Annotated in this window: 22 protein-coding genes, 2 pseudogenes and 1 riboswitch; of the genes and pseudogenes, 17 read left to right on the top strand and 7 right to left on the bottom strand. The window is 39.0% G+C overall.

Annotation, left to right across the window (positions count from 1 at the left end; all coding sequences use genetic code 11):
* Positions 1–160 precede the first annotated feature (160 nt).
* Both AC2JBO_RS16725 and AC2JBO_RS16720 read left to right on the top strand, forming a co-directional pair.
* On the top strand, positions 161–709 hold the full coding sequence (locus AC2JBO_RS16725; protein WP_496954780.1) for a hypothetical protein: 549 nt from the start codon (positions 161–163) through the stop codon (positions 707–709).
* 223 nt (positions 710–932) lie between these two features.
* Positions 933–1,217: pseudogene (locus AC2JBO_RS16720) on the top strand (phosphodiester glycosidase family protein); the annotation flags it as partial.
* 264 nt (positions 1,218–1,481) lie between these two features.
* On the opposite strand, the gene AC2JBO_RS16715 reads toward AC2JBO_RS16720, so the two are convergent.
* From AC2JBO_RS16715 to AC2JBO_RS16700, 4 genes are all read right to left on the bottom strand, one after another.
* On the bottom strand, positions 1,482–1,895 hold the full coding sequence (locus AC2JBO_RS16715) for a hypothetical protein (protein WP_496954779.1): 414 nt from the start codon (positions 1,893–1,895) through the stop codon (positions 1,482–1,484).
* Between the two features lie 79 nt (positions 1,896–1,974).
* A complete protein-coding gene (locus tag AC2JBO_RS16710; RefSeq protein WP_496954778.1) occupies positions 1,975–2,331 on the bottom strand; it encodes a Spx/MgsR family RNA polymerase-binding regulatory protein in 357 nt (118 codons plus the stop codon).
* A gap of 98 nt (positions 2,332–2,429) precedes the next feature.
* Positions 2,430–3,749 (bottom strand): PhoH family protein, encoded by a 1,320-nt coding sequence (locus tag AC2JBO_RS16705; protein WP_496954777.1) that lies wholly within the window; start codon positions 3,747–3,749, stop codon positions 2,430–2,432.
* Between the two features lie 500 nt (positions 3,750–4,249).
* Positions 4,250–5,089 (bottom strand): alpha/beta fold hydrolase, encoded by an 840-nt coding sequence (locus tag AC2JBO_RS16700; RefSeq protein WP_496954776.1) that lies wholly within the window; start codon positions 5,087–5,089, stop codon positions 4,250–4,252.
* A 54-nt stretch (positions 5,090–5,143) separates the two neighbouring features.
* Here AC2JBO_RS16700 and AC2JBO_RS16695 point away from each other — a divergent pair, with 54 nt between their 5' ends.
* From AC2JBO_RS16695 to AC2JBO_RS16675, 5 genes are all read left to right on the top strand, one after another.
* Positions 5,144–5,659 carry an Hsp20/alpha crystallin family protein gene (locus AC2JBO_RS16695; protein WP_496954775.1) on the top strand — a complete coding sequence of 172 codons (516 nt, stop codon included), beginning with the start codon at positions 5,144–5,146 and terminating at the stop codon, positions 5,657–5,659.
* Positions 5,660–5,765: 106 nt separating this feature from the next.
* A complete protein-coding gene (gene cbiD, locus AC2JBO_RS16690; protein WP_496954774.1) occupies positions 5,766–6,836 on the top strand; it encodes a cobalt-precorrin-5B (C(1))-methyltransferase CbiD in 1,071 nt (356 codons plus the stop codon).
* A gap of 16 nt (positions 6,837–6,852) precedes the next feature.
* Entirely contained in the window at positions 6,853–7,602 is a 750-nt protein-coding gene (locus AC2JBO_RS16685; RefSeq protein WP_496954798.1) for a cobalt-precorrin-6A reductase, read from the top strand.
* 272 nt (positions 7,603–7,874) lie between these two features.
* Positions 7,875–8,162 carry a BrnT family toxin gene (locus AC2JBO_RS16680; RefSeq protein WP_496954773.1) on the top strand — a complete coding sequence of 96 codons (288 nt, stop codon included), beginning with the start codon at positions 7,875–7,877 and terminating at the stop codon, positions 8,160–8,162.
* A complete protein-coding gene (locus AC2JBO_RS16675) occupies positions 8,155–8,427 on the top strand; it encodes an antitoxin (protein ID WP_496954772.1) in 273 nt (90 codons plus the stop codon). The genes AC2JBO_RS16680 and AC2JBO_RS16675 overlap by 8 nt, the downstream gene beginning before the upstream one ends.
* A 120-nt stretch (positions 8,428–8,547) precedes the next feature.
* Here AC2JBO_RS16675 and cbiE read toward each other — a convergent pair whose 3' ends face one another.
* A complete protein-coding gene (cbiE, locus tag AC2JBO_RS16670) occupies positions 8,548–9,756 on the bottom strand; it encodes a precorrin-6y C5,15-methyltransferase (decarboxylating) subunit CbiE (RefSeq protein WP_496954771.1) in 1,209 nt (402 codons plus the stop codon).
* A 24-nt stretch (positions 9,757–9,780) separates the two neighbouring features.
* Complete coding sequence (locus AC2JBO_RS16665; RefSeq protein ID WP_496954797.1) at positions 9,781–9,834, bottom strand: hypothetical protein; 54 nt, start codon at positions 9,832–9,834, stop codon at positions 9,781–9,783.
* Positions 9,835–10,101: 267 nt separating this feature from the next.
* Here AC2JBO_RS16665 and AC2JBO_RS16660 point away from each other — a divergent pair, with 267 nt between their 5' ends.
* Together AC2JBO_RS16660 and AC2JBO_RS16655 are read left to right on the top strand one after the other, a co-directional pair.
* Positions 10,102–10,386, top strand: a complete 285-nt coding sequence (locus AC2JBO_RS16660) for a type II toxin-antitoxin system TacA family antitoxin (protein ID WP_496954770.1) — start codon at positions 10,102–10,104, stop codon at positions 10,384–10,386.
* Positions 10,386–10,874, top strand: coding sequence for a GNAT family N-acetyltransferase (locus AC2JBO_RS16655; protein WP_496954769.1), 489 nt, complete (start codon positions 10,386–10,388; stop codon positions 10,872–10,874). The genes AC2JBO_RS16660 and AC2JBO_RS16655 overlap by 1 nt, the downstream gene beginning before the upstream one ends.
* Before the next feature lie 459 nt (positions 10,875–11,333).
* On the opposite strand, the gene AC2JBO_RS16650 is transcribed toward AC2JBO_RS16655, so the two are convergent.
* Positions 11,334–11,825, bottom strand: a complete 492-nt coding sequence (locus tag AC2JBO_RS16650; protein ID WP_496954768.1) for a helix-turn-helix domain-containing protein — start codon at positions 11,823–11,825, stop codon at positions 11,334–11,336.
* 393 nt (positions 11,826–12,218) lie between these two features.
* A riboswitch (adenosylcobalamin-variant (AdoCbl-variant) riboswitch) is annotated at positions 12,219–12,307 on the top strand.
* Between AC2JBO_RS16650 and cobG the strand changes: the two genes are divergently transcribed.
* The 8 genes and pseudogenes from cobG to AC2JBO_RS16610 form a co-directional block, all read left to right on the top strand.
* A complete protein-coding gene (gene cobG / locus AC2JBO_RS16645; RefSeq protein WP_496954767.1) occupies positions 12,297–13,943 on the top strand; it encodes a precorrin-3B synthase in 1,647 nt (548 codons plus the stop codon). It overlaps the preceding riboswitch by 11 nt.
* A complete protein-coding gene (locus AC2JBO_RS16640; protein ID WP_496954766.1) occupies positions 13,943–14,575 on the top strand; it encodes a precorrin-8X methylmutase in 633 nt (210 codons plus the stop codon). Before cobG ends, AC2JBO_RS16640 begins: the two co-directional genes overlap by 1 nt.
* Position 14,576: 1 nt before the next feature.
* Positions 14,577–15,287, top strand: a complete 711-nt coding sequence (locus AC2JBO_RS16635; RefSeq protein ID WP_496954765.1) for a precorrin-2 C(20)-methyltransferase — start codon at positions 14,577–14,579, stop codon at positions 15,285–15,287.
* 129 nt (positions 15,288–15,416) lie between these two features.
* Positions 15,417–16,112 (top strand): Uma2 family endonuclease, encoded by a 696-nt coding sequence (locus AC2JBO_RS16630; RefSeq protein ID WP_496954764.1) that lies wholly within the window; start codon positions 15,417–15,419, stop codon positions 16,110–16,112.
* 168 nt (positions 16,113–16,280) lie between these two features.
* Entirely contained in the window at positions 16,281–16,943 is a 663-nt protein-coding gene (locus tag AC2JBO_RS16625; protein WP_496954763.1) for a TIGR00266 family protein, read from the top strand.
* Between the two features lie 15 nt (positions 16,944–16,958).
* Complete coding sequence (locus AC2JBO_RS16620) at positions 16,959–17,645, top strand: TIGR00266 family protein (RefSeq protein WP_496954762.1); 687 nt, start codon at positions 16,959–16,961, stop codon at positions 17,643–17,645.
* A 33-nt stretch (positions 17,646–17,678) separates the two neighbouring features.
* A complete protein-coding gene (locus AC2JBO_RS16615; RefSeq protein ID WP_496954761.1) occupies positions 17,679–18,398 on the top strand; it encodes a TIGR00266 family protein in 720 nt (239 codons plus the stop codon).
* A 167-nt stretch (positions 18,399–18,565) separates the two neighbouring features.
* Positions 18,566–18,797, top strand: a pseudogene (locus AC2JBO_RS16610) (peptidase M48); the annotation flags it as partial.

Below are 18,797 nucleotides of genomic sequence, written 5' to 3'. Positions count from 1 at the left end.
GTATCCTGCATTACTTTTAATCTCACACTTGTTAACTAGTCAAATCACATATAGCAATAACGTTGTAAATGTAAAATACCCAAATCACCTTTACTCGCAAACTATACCCATAAATACAAAACAAAAGCAAGCGACAAAAAGTAAGGGTAATTTTCAAGACATGTTAGACGCACTTGGAGAACGTGAAACAGGTAGAACAGGCGCCGATGCGTATACATTTATAAATCCTCAATTATATTTCCTTGGAAAATATCAGTTTGCAGAAGTTTTATTAATTCATCTAGGCTATTACAAAGCAAAAGTTTACTATACAAACGGCGCCGATAAAAATTACTGGCGTGGCACATGGACAAAAAAACGCGGTATAGACAGTAAAGCAAAATTTTTAAAATCACAGGATGTACAAGAAGCAGCAATTCGCGAAGCGTTTGGACTTTACTGGAAAGATATCAACAATTCGCTAAAAAAACAAGGAAAATCAATTAATCAGTATCTTAACAAGCCAATAAAATTTAACGACGGTGGAAGGACTAAAACCGTCACTGTCACACTTTCGGGTCTTCTTGCTGCCACACACTTACGTGGACCAGACAATATGGTAAACTTACTTGTACAAAACAAAGTCTCGCACGATGAATTTGGTACATCAATTCTCGAATATCTAGAAATGTTTGGTGGCTATGATATGACATTAAAGGATATCCAATAACTTGGCAACGGATGATTAGCGGATGTAACGGATAGGTTATTATAAATAACTAGACTTAGACTTTGTTGGTAACAAATCAATCATCCGTTACATCCGTTGTATCTGTAAGACACGTCAGAGCGAAACAGTTTCAAAATTTATAAAACGAAATACTCCTCTTCTCCAAGCCCAGAAATCAGGCGCATATTTTGCCAATCGCGTTAGTGCATAATCAGATAAAAAGAATAATAAAGGAAAAAAGCTGTGGCTAGTTTTAGTAGATGGTAAGCAACCTCTATATAGTGAAGGACTTACCAAAGCTGAATTAACCAAGTTTATTACAGAATTAGGCGCCTAAACAGCACTTAACCTGGATGGAGGAGGTTCAACAACACTAGCCATTTCTACACCAAATGGCGCCAAACTACTTAACGCTCCAAGTCATACAAAACTGCCAATGGTTGCTCGTCCAGTCGCTAACCACCTGGGATTTTATGCCAACCCAATCAAAAATATTCAAAGTAAATAAATACCGTAGGGTGGAATGTCGCTGACTTAACGTAAAAATGGTGCGTGAAAGCACTTTAATTTGGCGTGCTTATTGATTGATTGTAATAGCTTTCACGCACCCTACCCAATGCGCGTTGGCGCCTCAAAATACTTAAGTAAGTGCCATTCTACCGTAGGGTGCGTGACAGCATAACAAACCACACCATAACCAAAAATTAAACTGCTGTCACGCACCAGGTCGTTTATCTTAACGAAAGCTCCATCCTCCCATAAACATATATTATTAACGCTCCACACCAAGCATCTCAGCCAATTCAGCGTGCATCAAAGCTATATTTGGGTCGCGTTGAATTGCATGGAAGTAACGTTGCTCCAAAGGTGTACCCTCATTATTGGGTTGGAGTAGCGTCCGCGCTTGTTCTAGTAACTCCTGTGGCTGTTCAATAGCTACAGGCTCTTTTGAGAACAACACTTCATCCATTCGGACGATAAGCTGCGAAATACCATGTAGCCAATTGAACCACTCATGATTTATCACCAGTCCTAGAAACTCATTACTCGACTGAATATGTCCGTATATTTGCTCATATAAGGTACGTTCCGAATCAAGAAGCGCTTTGTGCAGACGCAGCAGCAAGCGACGTACTTCCCGCAAGCGTTGGATTGCAAAATCGAGGGTTTGATTACTTGAAGACATCGAATCTAGATGAATTAAACACTATAGTGATTTTGTCACATCTTGACTGTAGTATAATTGTATTTCGTATCTTGAATATCTAAATTCCCAATTTCTCCCGTATTTCTTCATTATTACCCTTAAATCCAACCAAAACTGCTGTTCCTTCTTTTACAAATAAAGGACGCTTTAGTAGCATGGGGTCTTTGGCAAAAGCTTCAATCCACTGCTCATCACTCCAGGTTTTTCTTTCTTCACCGAGCGCGCGGTATGATTGACCGGAAGTATTCCGCATTGGTGCCGAGCCTAAAGCCTTTACCCAAGATTCTATTTGTGTTTGTGTAGGAGGGTTTTCTTTGGTGTTAATGAATTTGTATTGTATATTGTTTGTTTGTAGCCATTGGAAAGCTTTTTTACAATTGCCGCAGTTGGGAATACCGTAAATTTCTATGGACATTTTGGATTTTTGATTGATGTATGTTGTTGTGCTTTGTGCCGGTGCGTAACGCTACTAGTTTGTTGCTTCGTTTTAAGATTGTTATGGCGTTACGCACCCTACAGTAATAATGCTGCTCTTTCGGCTAGGTTGGAGCGTTCTCCTTTACCTAGGGTAATGTGACCTGCGAGTGGTTCTTCTTTAAAGCGTTCGACTACATATGTTAGTCCGTTGCTTGCTGCATCTACATAAGGGTTGTCTATTTGGTCTGGGTCTCCTGTTAATATTATTTTTGTTCCTTCCCCTGCGCGCGTGAGGATGGTTTTGACTTCGTGAGGTGTTAAGTTTTGTGCTTCGTCAACGACTAAGAACTGCTTGGGTATGGTTCGACCACGAATATAAGTTAATGGTTCGATTTGCAGCATACCACGTTCGATGAGTTCTTCGTGTCCCCGGCGCCAGTGTGCAGGTTTTCCGGAAGGGTCTTGTGTACCAAAGATTAAATCAAAGTTGTCGTACAAGGGTTGCATCCAAGGGGTGAGTTTATCTTCGATGTCTCCAGGCAAGAAACCAATGTCCCTTCCCATTGGTACTACTGGACGAGATATAAGTAAGCGTGTGTAGATACGTTCGTCAGCAACTTTTTGCAGTCCTGCGGCAATAGCAAGCAGTGTTTTTCCTGTACCTGCTTTGCCAACCAGCGTTACCAAGGATATAGAATCGTTCAATAATAAATCAAGGGCAAATTTTTGTTCGCGGTTGCGAGGTTGAATACGAGAAACACTACCATTCGAGATTTTGGTAAGAGGTATGATTCTACCGTGGCTAACTACTCCCAAACCTGTATGTGAAGGATTTGATTTATCGACAAGAGTTACTGCTTGGTTGGGGAAAAACTTTGTATCAAGTATCACACATCCCAATTTATATAGTTGGTCAACCTCTGATGTCTCAACAAGTACTTCTGCTATACCTGTATAAAGTTCATCGATATCAACTTTATCGGTTTCGTAGTCTTCTGCATCTAATCCAACAGCATCAGCTTTAATACGTAGATTTGTATCTTTACTTACCAGTACTACGTGTGATGCTTCTGTCCGTTTGATTTCCAAGGCAACTGCAAGAATTGCATTATCTCCATTGCCATGTGCTAGTTCAACAGGAAGCGAGTTTAGTATTTCTCTGCTACAAAGAGCTACTTTAACGCTACCACTGTTATTAATTGTAACTCCATCGATTAAATGACCTTGTTCGCGTAATCCATCCAAAGCGCGCGATACTTGACGCGCGTTACGTCCCGTCATTTCCGCTTGTTTCTTGAAGCGGTCGAGTTCTTCTATCACTGTAATAGGTAACACCACATCATTGTCCTGAAACCGTAATATTGCGGTTGGGTCGTGTAGCAAAACGTTGGTATCTAGGACAAAGGTTTTTTTCATAGCAGTTATTTTACGTTGGCACCCAAACACAAATCAATTTTAGATTTAAAATTTTGACTTTGAGATTCAATATCAAAGTTCTCAATGTTCCAAATTAAAAATTAAAACTTATTTGTATTTATTTACAAAACAAATTTACATTATAGAATATTACATAGTTTATACCAAAAGATATTCAGGCGTAAAGTAGAGCCACTTTAATAGCTCAAAAATAGCTCAAGAATATCTCGTGAGTATACCTATATTTATATATTCCTTCAAACTGGCGCCTTGTACCAACCGTAGAATTTCGGGTTTATTGGCAAGTCTGCTGGAAGTAGGATGAGATTTTTTGTAAAATTGATTATAAAGTTACAAGCGAACATTTTCATTATATATAAGGTACAGTATGCCAGAACCTGATAAAAACATTATCAATATCGACCCTGTGACAGTGGTGGTTATTTTAGCCTTATTAATTCTGGCACCATTACTACTAACAGGTTTTCTAGGTCAGTAAGTCACGAGTGCTGTTTCAGAAACTTCTCAACCGTTCGATTAAACTCTTCGGGTTTCGTCAAAAATGCCCAGTGATTACCGGGTACTGTGATTACCTGCAAATTTTTTAGGTAAGTATTATAGGGTTTGAGTTGCCACTCTTGACGGTTAACACCTTTGTCTGGCTGGATAAACAAAGATGGTATATCAATGGGTATTGTAAAACCGGGAGCGCGCATAACTTCTTCAAAAATCCCATCGCGCGCGGCTATAGTAAATTTGCTACCCCAAGTTCCATCATTCTTTTGCTCAATACTGGCTTGAAAAACTTCTCGCTGTAAAGGTGTCCAGTCTTTATATTGGTTCATTTGTCTAGCTTTTTCTAAAGCAGCTTCATAACTGGGGAAAGGTCCCATTCCTTGGAGAAAAGGTAGTACTTTGTATAGAAACGGGAATGTGAGTTTGAAGATGCTAGGTATTTTCCAGATAAAAATTGGGTCTACAAGTATCATACTCCGCAGGCGCCTTGGATTTTGACGTGCCCAAATTGCTGCTAGTTTTCCCGACCACGAATGTGCAACGACATGAGCAGATGACCAACCGAGTTTATCCATCAGTGCTTCGAGGTCATCTATCGCTAGCTCAAAACTATAACAGTCTTTTTCAGGTTTACCACTTTCACCATGACCGCGCATATCTGGCGCCACAATATGATAATCACGTGCTAAATACTCACCAGTACTCAACCAAACCAGTGCATTATCTGCCATACCATGCAGTAACAGTAGTGGTTCGTTTCCTTGATTCCATTCGAGGTAAGATAGCTCGATATCGGGTTTTATGTAGGTATAACGTACAGGCATAATTTTTAAAATTCTCGCTATATTCAATATTAGGCATTTAGGTGAATTATCATTATGGTACTAATACGCTGGCGCCCCTTTCAAGAAATTGAAATCTTGCACCGTCAAATAGATAGAATGTTTGATGAGATATTTGGAGGTAGTAGCTATACCTTACCAGCACTACAAAAACCAAATATAGAACTAAGAGACACTTTCGACAGCTTGATTTTACGCGCTGAAATAGCAGGTGTTGATGGTAAAGACTTAGAAGTTCATGTTGCACAGCAAGCAGTATTAATTAGGGGTGAAATACGTTACAGTAATCACTCAAATGAACGCGGCTTTTATCATACAGAATTTCAGTATGGTAAGTTTCAAAGAGTTATTACCTTACCAGTACCTGTAAAAAATGAACAGGTAAATGCTGAATTCAAGAATGGTATCTTAACTTTGATATTACCCAAAGACCAAGATACTAAATCTAAAGTTGTGAAAATTAACTTTGGTGACGATAACCGCGCGCTACCTGGTTCAGATGTACCGTGGGAGGCGCCGAAAATACTAGATGTCCCAGTTCAAAAAGCATAATTATTTATGTATCTTGTGGAGCGGGCATCCTTGCCCGCCTTTTATATTAAACTTTTGGGACGGGCAATCTTAAGCCCATCCCACAAGAGAAATCTCAAATTATCTAATGGCACGTACAGGTTACACTCTACCAGTTTTCGCGGTTGCTGCGGCAAAGGCTGCTTTACTTCGTTTACAAAATACTACAGAATCTATATCAACTGTTACTCTTGATTTGCTGGATGATACAGCAATAATAGAGATACAGCAAGTTGCTGCTTTAGAAACACATACAGCTTTGGCTATTACCAAAAGCGACCCTGGAGACAATTTAGATTTAACAAAAAATACTCCAATTTGGGCATTAGTAAAATTATCACCACAACAAGAGCAAGTGTTAATACTTGAAGCGGGTGAAGGGTTGGGGAAAAATGCAATGGGTGAAGCTGCTATTTACAGCTTTGCCCGTAAGTTATTTGAGACTAATTTATTATCTATAATACCTGAAGATAAAACAGCTACAGTAAAGATTATTTTACCGGAAGGGCGCTTGCTTGCACAACGTACATCAAATGAGGCTTTTGGGATATTAGAAGGTTTAGCTTTACTTGGTACTAGCGGTATTTCTAAACCTTTGAGTGCTGAAGAACACTTAGAAGAATTCCGTGCTAATTTACAAGACAAGGTTAAGAATAATCCGAATTTAGTGTTTTGTATAGGTAGTAATGGTTTCTCTGTTGCACAACGTTTATCTATACCAGAGGATGTTATTGTACAAACTGGGAACTGGATAGGCGCCTTGCTTGTTGAGGCAGGTTTGTATAAAGCTAGTTCGGTATTATTATTAGGATATCAAGGTAAGCTGATTAAGTTAGCTGGTGGGATTTTTAATACGTCGAGTCATTTGGCTGATGCGAAGTTAGAAATTATTGCTGCTGCTGTTGTGGAAGTGGGACTCGATATGCAAGTTGTGAAAGCTGTGTTGGCAGCGAAGACAGCAGATGCAGCGCATAAAGTTTTGATTGACTTGGGGTTGGCAGATAATGTATTTGGGTATTTGGCGAAGAAAATTAGCCAGAAAGCGGAGAGTTATGTGAAAAAATATGCTGATGTTTGTTTAAGAGTGAAAGTTATTTTATTTGACCGTAAGGGGGTAATTCTGGCAACGGATGCAACGGATGTAACGGATGGTTTTTAATGAAAATAGTATGATGTTGAAACGATTGTTAATATTGGGTGGGACTGGTGATGCTTCCGAACTTGCGGCGATGGCTTCTAGTATACCTGGTTTGGAGGTAAGGGTGTCGCTTGCTGGTCGTACTAATCAACCTGGTGATGTGTCTGGAATTGTTAGGGTAGGTGGTTTTGGTGGTGTTGATGGGTTGGTAGGGTATTTACGCGCGGAACAAATAGATTTACTTATTGATGCTACTCACCCGTTTGCTTCTCAAATATCATGGAATGCTGCAGCAGCAGTAAAAGAAGTTGGAATACCTAGTTTAATCCTTGTTCGCCCTGCATGGGAAAAGGATAACGGTGATAATTGGATAGAAGTGGAAAGTGTTGAACAGAGTGCGAGTATTCTTCCTGGTTTGGCAAAACGAGCTTTTCTCACTATTGGCAGACAACAACTGGCGCCTTTTGCCAATCTCAATAATATCTGGTTTTTGATGCGCGCGATTGACCCTCCTTCACCCGACACACCTTTACCGCAGGGAAAATTATTACTCGCACGTGGTCCTTTTTCACTAGAAGACGAGAAGAAACTTTTGCTTGAGTACGAAATAGATACTGTTGTTAGTAAAAATAGCGGTGGTGGTGCCACTTATGCAAAAATTATTGCCGCGCGGGAATTAGGGATAAAGGTAGTGATGGTACAGCGTGCTGTGATGCCAGAAGGAGAAAAGACTGCTTCCGTTGACGATGTAATGGTGTGGTTAGTGTCGAAACTGGGCGTTTATTAAATTTTTTTAAGAAAGTTTTATAGAAAAGTAGATACCGACTCTTGCATACTTAACGTGCGCTCCTGAGTTGAAAAATCAGCTTGAACCTCTTGTTGGAGCATAACAGCATTATTTTTCTGCCTTTTAGGTCAAATTCATGTATTTAAGACTACAAGCGTCTATAAGCTTTAATATTAAAGCTTATTTATCAACTTTAATTAAAATGAGCGCACGCTATCTACGAAAGAACCGTTTTTGTTGTCATTGTATGTACAATGAGCTATAATCTGGAAATGAAAGTTCTTCGGTGGGATATCAATAAAAACGAAAAACTTAAGTCTGAACGAGGAGTATCATTTGAAGCGGTTCTTGCGGCGTTGGATAGGGGAGATATTCTTGATGATTATATCCATGCAAATCAAGATAAGTATCCAAACCAACGTTTACTTGTAGTGCAGATTCAAGAATATGCTTATCTTGTTCCGTATGTTGAAACCGAGACAGAACTTTTCTTGAAAACCATTATTCCATCACGGAAGGCAACTAAGCGGTACTTAAATGGGAGTAATGACGATGAGTGAACTCGATTTTGAAGAAAAGGAAATACTTGAGTCCTTTGAGAAAGGCGAATGGGAATCAGTAGGTGATTCAGATCGCTTAGAACAGCTTCAAAGCTATGCAAAGGCGAACCTTGCTAAAGATAAGCAAATCACGTTGAGGCTCTCATCGCTTGATCTCAATGCAATTGAAGCGAAAGCTATTGAAGAGGGAATATCATATCAAACCCTGATTTCAAGCGTTCTGCATAAGTACATAACTGGGAGACTTATCGAACGACGAGGCTAAACTTCAAGGCTTCTAATATACCTGGTTTAGAGGTGAAAGCATAATTCTACTATCCCCCAACACTGTAGCGCTCGCTACTCCTAATTGTTAAGTATAAGATATTTTTAAAGTTAGACAAAATTACGATTTAACAACAGACCATTGTGTGACAGGCGCCATTGCTTTCCACCCCATAAATTTACCAATTGGTTCTGCTCTTTGAATTGCGATGCGAGATAATTCTCCCCCTACTCGTTGATACCATTCAAATAGTTTTTGCTCTCCTTCTATTGTGACGACGTTAACAACCAGGCGCCCATTTTTAGGTAATGCTTGCCAACAAGTTTCTAATACTCCCTCGGATGTTACACCACCACCTATAAATATGACATTGGGTGTAGATAAATTTTTTAGAGCATCTGGTGCTAGTCCTTGAACTATATCTATATATGGAGTACCAAGAGTAGCTGCATTGTCAGATATATATTTTAATCTTGATATGCTTTGTTCAATAGCAATCGCGCGGCAGGAAGGGTGACTTCGCATCCATTCTATAGATATTGAACCACAACCAGCACCTACATCCCATAATAATTCTCCTGGTTTTGGCGCCAGTGCAGCTAAAGTCACTGCTCTAACTTCGCGTTTGGTTAACTGCCCATCATGATGATAAGCGTTATCAGGTAAACCTGCTAATCTTGATAATCCAGTAACTCCAACATCAGCTATACACTCAACGGCAATAGTATTTAAATCTGCTAAATCTGTAAAATTGGCGCAATGCGAAGCAATACCTGTAATAATGCGCTCGTCAACACCACCCATTCGTTCTAAAATCGTAATTTTGCTCTCACAATATCCTGATTTTGTCAAGATGTTAGCAATAATTCCAGGTGTATGTTTATCAGCGCTTAAAATTAGTAATTTCGCACCTGGGTAAAAATATGAATTAGCTAATTCAACTGGGCGCCCACATAAGCTAAGAGTTTCCACATCAGTTAAAGACCATCCCAAACGCGCGCAAGCAAGACTAAATGCAGAAGGTGCGGGAATGATAGTCATTTCTGATATATTAATATAGCGTAGAAGAGTAACTCCAATACCGAAACACATCGGGTCGCCACTAGCAAGAACACAAACAGACTTAGGGCGCCTCCTAATAATTTCTTCCACAGTTTGCTGTATTGGAGAACTCCAAACCAGCTTCTCACGATTATCATTTTCATGAAGCATTGCTAAATGGCGCCGTCCTCCAACTAGTACCTCAGCTTGGTCTATTTTAGAACGCGCGATTTTTCCTAACCCCTCTAGCCCATCTTCACCAATTCCAATTACAGACAGCCATTTCATTCCATCAAAACCTATTTACAATACTTATGATGTGCCAAACTCAGTAAACTGGCGTATATAAGGTTCATGAAATGCCAAAATAATATCTTGCTTAGGTACTCCTAGGTTCCGTGTAAACGTCTACATAACAAAAATAACTCTTAAAACGCACATCAATACGAGTATATTTTCCAGCATAATGCTTTTCCGCGTAAGCCGATATACGCTGTGTTGTTGACTGTTTAATCCTTTCAGGTATTTTAACACCACCTGAATGCGGGTCACCCGACGGTGCCGATGTTACATTTTATAACAGTTTCGCTATCTAGTAGTTATGTGCTATATATGAGGTTAAAGGAGAATAGTATGCAGTCCAATAGCAACCCTAATATTACTACTCACACCGTCAATTTACATATCCGTGAGGATGTGCAGTCACTCATTGACAGGGCAGCAAAAGCACAAAGCAAATCACCTTCTGACTTTATGATTGATGCTCTCCGACGCGCAGCAGAAGATACTTTGCTTGACCAAACCTTCCTGCAAGTAGATGAGCAAACATACAAGCATTTTCTAAGTGTTCTGGACAGTCCTCCCCAAAATGAAGGATTTGAACGCTTGATGAACGCAAAAAAACCGTGGATTCAATAATGCTTCAAGCCCCCGTTCCTCTCTCTGATACGCATATACTGGATGACTTTGATTGCGGGGTTGTCAGTCTCAATGACTGGTTAAAACGCCGTGCATTTACCAATCAGAAAAATAATGCATCACGTACCTATGTTGTAACGGATGGACAAAAAGTGATTGCCTATTATTGCCTCTCTTCTGGAGCCTTAGCACTTAGCGACACACCATCGCCCATAAAGCGGAATATGCCTGACCCTGTACCCGTAGTCATTCTTGGAAGACTTGGAGTAGATACCGCATGGAAAGGCCAGGGTTTAGGTACAGCATTATTACAAGATGCAGTGCTTCGTACCATGCAAGCAGCGGAAATAGTGGGGATTCGTGGAATAGTAGTACACGCCATATCAGAAGAAGCCAAGCAATTTTATCAGTACTATGGGTTTTCTCCTTCACCCACGCAGGATATGACACTTATCCTCTCCCTCAAAAAGCCATTAACTAACCTCTAGACGGTAACAGTATCGGCGCCTACATTAAATAAAACATTGTCGCTCCAGATAAATTACTATGAATTAATACCTGAAGAGCATCTTCAATATTAACACATCCTTCGCTAAAAAAATAAAGTTATTGCATAAATGATATATTTACGTAATAATTTTACTAGCTTTCCTGGCGCCTGCGAATCTTACAAGGCACTTGAATAAAACTTCATTTTTCTTAAAGTACTTCTTTATTCCGAACTCAGGTCAAACATATTCGACATTAAGAAATTGGTTTGATACAACAGATTATATAAATAATGTTTATCAGACGAAATGATTCAAAAATTTAAACAATTAGATATAGAAATAATTGCTAATGGGTATCAGAAAGATTCAGAAAACCGTTACTGCTCTGTTGCTGAATAATTAAATGGAACCAATTTTTACCAAAAAATTGTGCCCACTTACTTAGTGATGTTACTACTAACATGGCGATTTTTCACAACCGTTTTTATATTCTTCTAAAAGTCGTCCAATTGTTCTTGGTGACATTTCTGGTAAACCGTTTGATGAAGCAGCAACAGCCACCAACTTGTTATGCTGATGCTTTGATTTACATGGCTTTTTAGCTCTACTCCATTCACTTAATTCGATAATTTTGGAAACTTCACTCGCTGCTTTTACTTTTTTAGGTCTTCCCATCCCAACACCGATAATTTCTTCTACTTTTTTAACTGCATCATCCCAATTTTGCGGCGCCAGTGTACTTGAGAGCCATCTATTTCTCCATCTGTTGACTACTGACCCACTTATCCCCATCTCTTTCCTAATTTTTGTTAAGTTTTTTCCTGTCGCTAGTTCAAGCAAAATTTTGCCTCTAGTACTTACAACCTCAGAGCCTGCCTCAATTATGTGTTCTAACGCTTTTCTTTCAAGAACGCTTATTCCCAATGGAGTTGTAATGCTAGATGGCATTTTCACCTCTTATGTTCTGATTTTTGCCAAAATAATTTGTCTTTCAGTTTAAATCATACTCTATCTAAAGTAAAGGTACTATTTCAGGACTTACGCAACTGGCACATAAAAATCGTAGGGTGTGTGACGCCACAAAAAAACTTCAACGTAGCTATAAGACCTGTAGCGTCACGCACCGACTCTCAATTGTGACAATATCGTAAGTCCTGTATTTATTAAAAATTTTTTACCCAGATAGTAATGGAAAATTATAGGCGCCAGTTATAAAAGTATTATATTACAAAACCAAACGTATTGTATCTATGTAACTTACAGATACCCATCATAAAGAATTATTTTTTAAGAATAAGTAAGAATTAAAGTTTTGAGAACCAAGCATGTGATATAGTTCATATGCTCAAAGTTGGGAAACTCCGGTGAAATTCCGGGACTGTGCCGCAACTGTAAAAAGTATTGAGTGTAAAGTGCTGAGTGCTGAGTATAAATCTACTCAGCACTGAGCAGTCAGCACTCATCACTGAAGAGTCAGAATGCCAACTTGAGCAGTATTTTAATAGTCAACTCCCTGCGTTGCACAGGGAAGGAGATAGTACCGTGTCCTTAACGAATGTTAATCAAATTAATAATTCGCCACTCTTATTAGATAATCCTCTAACCTGTCCGGGATTATTTTACGCGACACCAGCTATTGATGGAGTTATTTCTCGCATCCGCACCCCCGGAGGAATTTTAACTAGTCAGCAGGTAAGGGTTGTAGCTGATTATGCTAATAATTTTGGTGGTGATAAAAGTATAAATGTAACGAACCGCGCGAATTTACAGGTTCGAGGAATAAGAGGCTCAGAAGCGGCGTTAATTACTCTACGTTCTGTAGGATTAGCTGGAATTCCTGAAGTTGACCATATTCGCAACATTATGTCAAGTCCAACAGTGGGTATTGACTTAGAGGAGTTAATTGATACTCGTTATTTAGTTCGAGAGTTAGATGAGTATATATGTTCGCAAAAAGAGTTAGGAGGGTTATCACCTAAGTTTAGCGTTGCGTTTGATGGTGGTGGAAAAGTATCGGTATCTCAGCAACCAAATGAGATTACATTTGCTGCTGTTAGGAACTTCCAAATTCAAAAACATGGAGAATTAAATTTTTGCAAGTCCCTTATAAAAAATACATCTATATATTTTCACCTTCTAATTGGTGGAGAAGCAACAAATATTTTATTACAACCTGAACAATGTGTGTTCGTAGTTGCCGCTCTAGCACAACTTTACCTCAATGAAGTAGATATTAACGAAAAACGCAAACCTCGTTTAAAAAAACTATTTCAAGAAAAAGGTCTTTCAAAGACTTTAGAACAAGCTCAAAAGTATTTACCTTTTCCTCTTCATGTCTCAAATAATACATATAATTTAACTACAAATACAAATACTAATACAAATTACCATCTCGGCGCCTATCCTCAGCGACAAAAAGGTTATTCTTACATTGGAATAGTTTTACCATTAGGCAAGCTAAATATAAACCAATTATATAACTTGGCTTCTTTAGTAGATAGTTATGGTAGCTGTGTACTACGGTTGACACCTTGGCAAAATATAATCATCCCTGATATTAAAAACGAGTTTATACCTGAAGTTCAAGAACATATCGAAAATTTAGGATTACATTGGTCAGCAAATCATATATATAGTGGTCTAGTTGCTTGTACAGGAAATAAGGGTTGTGCATCTTCTGCGACCGATACAAAAAGTGATGCTCTCGCTTTAGCAGAATATCTACAGCAACATATTACCCTTGATATACCTGTAAAAATTCACTTTACTGGCTGTTATAAATCCTGTGCTTATCATGGTAAAAGTGATATTGCTTTGTTAGGCGTCCAAAAACTCGAAGATAATACAATTACAGAAGGTTATCAAGTTTTTGTCGGAAGCGAGCAACAGTTTGGCAGAGAAATATATAGTTTTGCAAATCGAGCTACATTATCAAAAGTCATATTACGGTTACTGCAAGTATATAAACTCCTGCGTAAAAATAGTCATGACTCCTTTGGGGAATGGGTAGACCGATATACAGTATCTGAAATACAGCGGTGTTTAAATGCAGGAGGAATTGCATAATGGGAATAGATTATATCCGCGATGGCAATGAAATTTACCGTCGTTCTTTTAGTATTATTCGGTCGGAAACTAATTTAGAAAAATTACCTACTGACTTAGCGACCGTAGTTGTACGTCTTATCCATACTTGTGGCATGACGGATATTGTAAATGATTTAAGTGCCTCATTCGATGCAGTCGCAGCAGGACGCAATGCACTTAAAAATGGTAAACCAATATTATGCGATGCTCAAATGGTCGCAGAAGGAATTACTAAAAAAAGATTGCCTGCTAACAATCAAATAATTTGCACTTTAAATAACCCTGAAGTACCAATATTAGCGCAAAAGATGCTCAATACTCGTTCTGCGGTTGCTTTGGAATTATGGGAACCTTTCCTTGAGGGGGCAGTGGTAGCAATTGGTAATGCACCGACTGCGTTATTTCACTTACTCGAACTACTTGATGCAGGAGCAAGTAAACCTGCGGTAATTCTCGGTTTCCCAGTAGGATTTGTCGGCGCCGCAGAATCTAAAGTAGCGTTAGCAGAAAACAGTAGAGGAGTGCCTTTTATTACTTTAAATGGGCGTCGAGGTGGCAGTGCAATGGCAGCAGCTGCAGTAAATGCTCTGGCAAAAGAGGAGGAAATATAAAATGTCTTTAATATCTCAAACTGGGCGCCTGTATGGTATTGGTATCGGGCCAGGAGACCCAGAACTATTAACTATTAAAGCTTTACGGTTATTACAAGCTTCACCTGTAGTTGCTTATCCAATATCCGATAAAAAGAAACCACTCGCGCGTTCAATTATCGCTGAGTATTTAACAGGGAATCAAATCGAAGTACCGATGCTTTTGCCATTTAAACTAGAGGAATCTGCTCAACCTTATTATGACAGCGCCGCTCAGAAACTAGCTGAGTATTTAGGTGCAGGTCAGGATGTCGTAGTGTTATGTGAAGGCGACCCGTTTTTTTACGGTAGCTTTATGTATCTTTATACGCGCTTATCGCCTAAGTTCTATGTAGAAGTAGTGCCAGGAGTTTCCTCTATTATGGCAAGTGCATCAGCTTTAGGGGCGCCGCTTACTTATCGTAATGATGTATTCATGGTGCTATCTTCAATATTAAGCGCAGAAGAATTAACAGAAAAATTAGCAGTTGCAGATGCAGCAGTAATTATCAAACTGGGCAAACATTTCAGAAAAGTATATGGCGTATTAAAAAACTTGGGATTAGCAGAACGCGCAAAATATATCGAACGCGCGACAACTAGCAATCAAGTAATTATGCCCTTAGAAAAAGTTGACCCAGATACAGTACCCTACTTCTCACTGATATTAATACCGAGTAAATGGCAACCGTAGGGTGCGTAACGCTACAACAATCTTTCAACGAAGCGAATAATCTTGTAGCGTTACGCACCATCTTGCACATAAACGTAGCACCATCTTGCTGGTAGATATCATAAATCTATAGTACCCCCAACTGGCGCCATGTTAAAGTACAACCCATTGCACTGCTTACCCTCAGCAGAAGACCTACCTGATTCCGACGATACACCCGTGGACAACGAACTACAAGATTATATTCCGCATCTACTAAAAACAATTCTCGCCTGGATTTGGAGCCATCGCAACGACTGGTTCTTTGGCATCGACATGGGTATTTATTACGACCCTAACATCCCAGCAGTAGTTCCAGATGGATTTTTGAGTTTAGGTGTAGAGCGAGTAATTGATGAAGATTTGCGTTTGAGCTATCTTCTGTGGGAAGAATTAGTTTTGCCGATTTTAGCAATAGAAGTTGTTTCTCATAAACGACGAGGTGAATATACTAAGAAAAAAGAAATTTACGAACAATTAGGAATTTTATACTATGTTGTTTATAATCCTTTACGGAAACGCAAGGCACGGTTAGAAGTTTATAGACTGATACAAGGAAAGTACATATTACAGTTAGGTAATCGTATTTGGCTACCAGAACTTGGTTTGGCAATTGGTCATGAAAGAGGAACTTTTCAAGGTATTACGCGCGAGTGGTTATATTGGTACAACCAAGATGGTGTTAGATACAAAACACCCGAAGAATTAGCTACCGACGCAGAACAACGCGCTACTAGTGCTGAACTGCGCGCGCAAAGACTAGCGGAACAGTTACGTAAATTAGGAATAAATCCTGATGAATTATAAAAAATTCAATTTATAGTATATGTTGCGGATACGCTAGGCTATGAGTTATACCTGACGTGGATTGATGAAATATATAAATACATCATCAAATAGATAAATTTTTACGTGATATCACGGTTGAAATATTATATCTATTAACTTGTAGGCTGTAATTTGAGGTGGGAGCAATTGAAATACGAAATCCGCTATAAACCTGCATTTGCGTCTATTTTTGTCACCCTTAACCCTGGTGACAGTATTATTGCGGAAGCAGGCGCCATGACTAGTATGGATGGTCAGGTATCCATGCAAACTCAGTTCTCTGGTGGTTTAATTTCTGGGTTATTAAAAAAATTTCTCGGTGGTGAATCTTTGTTTGTCAACGAGTTTTCTAATAAAGCTTCTCAACCCTTGACAGTGGTGTTAAACCAGTCTTGCGTTGGTGATATTGAAAAATTTGATTTGAATAACGGCGAAATTTGCTTGCAACCCGGCGCCTACATTGCTCATACTCCTGGTGTCAAAATGGGTGTAGCTTGGGCAGGTTTTTCGAGTTTTTTCGCTGGTGAAGGGTTATTTAAGCTCAAGTTAAGTGGTAGTGGACAGGTATTTTTTGGCGCCTATGGTGGCATCACCAAGAAGCGTGTCGATGGTGAATTCATTGTTGATAGCGGTCATTTGGTCGCGTATCCAGCAAACATGAAATTAAATCTAAAACTTGCTGGTGGTTTAATTGGTTCTGTAACTTCTGGGGAAGGTATTGTTAGTAAACTTTCCGGTCAGGGAGATATTTATTTACAGTCCCGCAGTATCGATGGTTTAGTTCGGTTTCTAAGTCCTAAAGTTCGTTAAGAGTTGAATCAAGCAATGGATATAAAATTATTACAACAGCCAGATAGTACAATTGTACGTATAACAATGCAAGCTGGTGAAGAGTTAGTAGCTGAAGCTGGATGTATGATTGCCATGAGCGGCAATATTAACACCAGCACCACTTTGAGACAAGGAAAAGGAGGAGGTATTCTTGGTGGACTGAAGCGAATGTTAGGTGGTGAATCGTTATTTTTGAGCGTTTATCGTTCTCCGGTAAATGGGGGAGAAGTTTTTCTGGCGCCAAAATTAATGGGAGACATTTTACTTTATAAAGTCAATAATAATGAGTTAGTTGTGCAAGCTAGTTCATATCTTGCTAGTGCTTCGGGTGTCGATATCGATTTAGGATTTCAAGGTTTTAAATCTTTGTTTTCTGGAGAGTCAATTTTTTGGTTAACAATAAGTGGCTATGGTGAAGTTGCACTGAATTCGTTCGGCGCCATTTATGAAATAGATGTTGATGGTGAGTATGTTGTGGACACAGGTAATATTGTTGCCTTTGAGAAAAGCTTGACATTTAGTATTGGCAAAGCAAATACATCTTGGCTAGGCGCCTTCTTTGGTGGAGAAGGTTTAATTTGTCGATTTAAAGGCAAAGGTAAACTATTTTGTCAAACTCATAACCCAGGTGCCTTTGGTCAATTAGTTGGTTCACAGCTACCAGCTATCAAAACCTCATAATTTCACTCAACATTACTATCATCAAATATCAACATGAATAAAATAGCATACAATATTGAACACTCACCTGCTTACGCTTCATTAAAAGTAGAATTGCAAGCACACCAAACCATAGTAGTAGAATCGGGTGCTATGGCAGCGATGGACTCCTGGATAGAAATGAAAGCCAAAACGAGAGGGGGTTTAATGAAAAGCGTAGCTCGAATGTTTGCAGGTGAATCACTCTTTTTAAGCGACTTTACAGCCAAAGATAAACCAGGTCAATTATATATAGCTCCTGGTGTACCTGGAGATGTACAGCATTATTATCTTGATGGTAGTAAAGGTTTGATGGTACAGTCATCAGGATTTCTCGCATCGAGCGTAACCGTAGAAATAGATACTAAATTTCAAGGATTTAAAGGCTTCTTCAGCGGTGAATCTTTATTTTTATTAAGAGCTATTGGCGAAGGAGATATTTGGTTTAGCTCTTACGGTGGTATCGTAGAAATTCCCGTAACAGGTGAATATGTAGTTGACACAGGTTACATAGTAGCATTTGAAGATACACTTAACTACAAAGTCGAAATGATAGGCGGTTTATCATTTAAAGGGTTGAAAACAGGCATTTTAGGTGGAGAAGGTTTAGTTTGTAGATTCACAGGAACAGGAAAATTATGGATACAGTCGCGTCAACTTTACAATTTAATAAATTTCTTAAACGTATTTCGTCCTGTTGAAAGCAGTTCTAGTTCTAGTAGTAGTAACGAGTAAACTGGCAACGGATGTAACGGATGTAACGGATAGTTGATTTTTGAGTGTGGCACCGTCAAATATCCAGAAATTAAATTAATTATCTTGTGGAGCGGGCATCCTTGCTCGCCTCAAGTATGAGATGGTATCCGTTGCCAATCTAACAATATAACAATATTGAGTATTCGATGACACAAATAAATCGCAATCCACCAACTAGTAACCGTCAGCTATTAATTATTCTAGGTATATTTTTATCTATTATTTTAGGTATTATTTGGGTAGTAGGCTTATTAATCGATAACCTAGTCTGGATAGTACCTCCAAATGTTGAGAAACAGTTAGGCGCCTTAATAGCCCCAACATATGAAAAACTATCCCAACCATCACAAACACAAGATATCTTAAACCAGCTTTTAA

Source organism: Calothrix sp. CBUCES-K 9914 (genome assembly GCF_059640475.1).
This window is presented reverse-complemented; position numbering and strand designations above follow the sequence as displayed.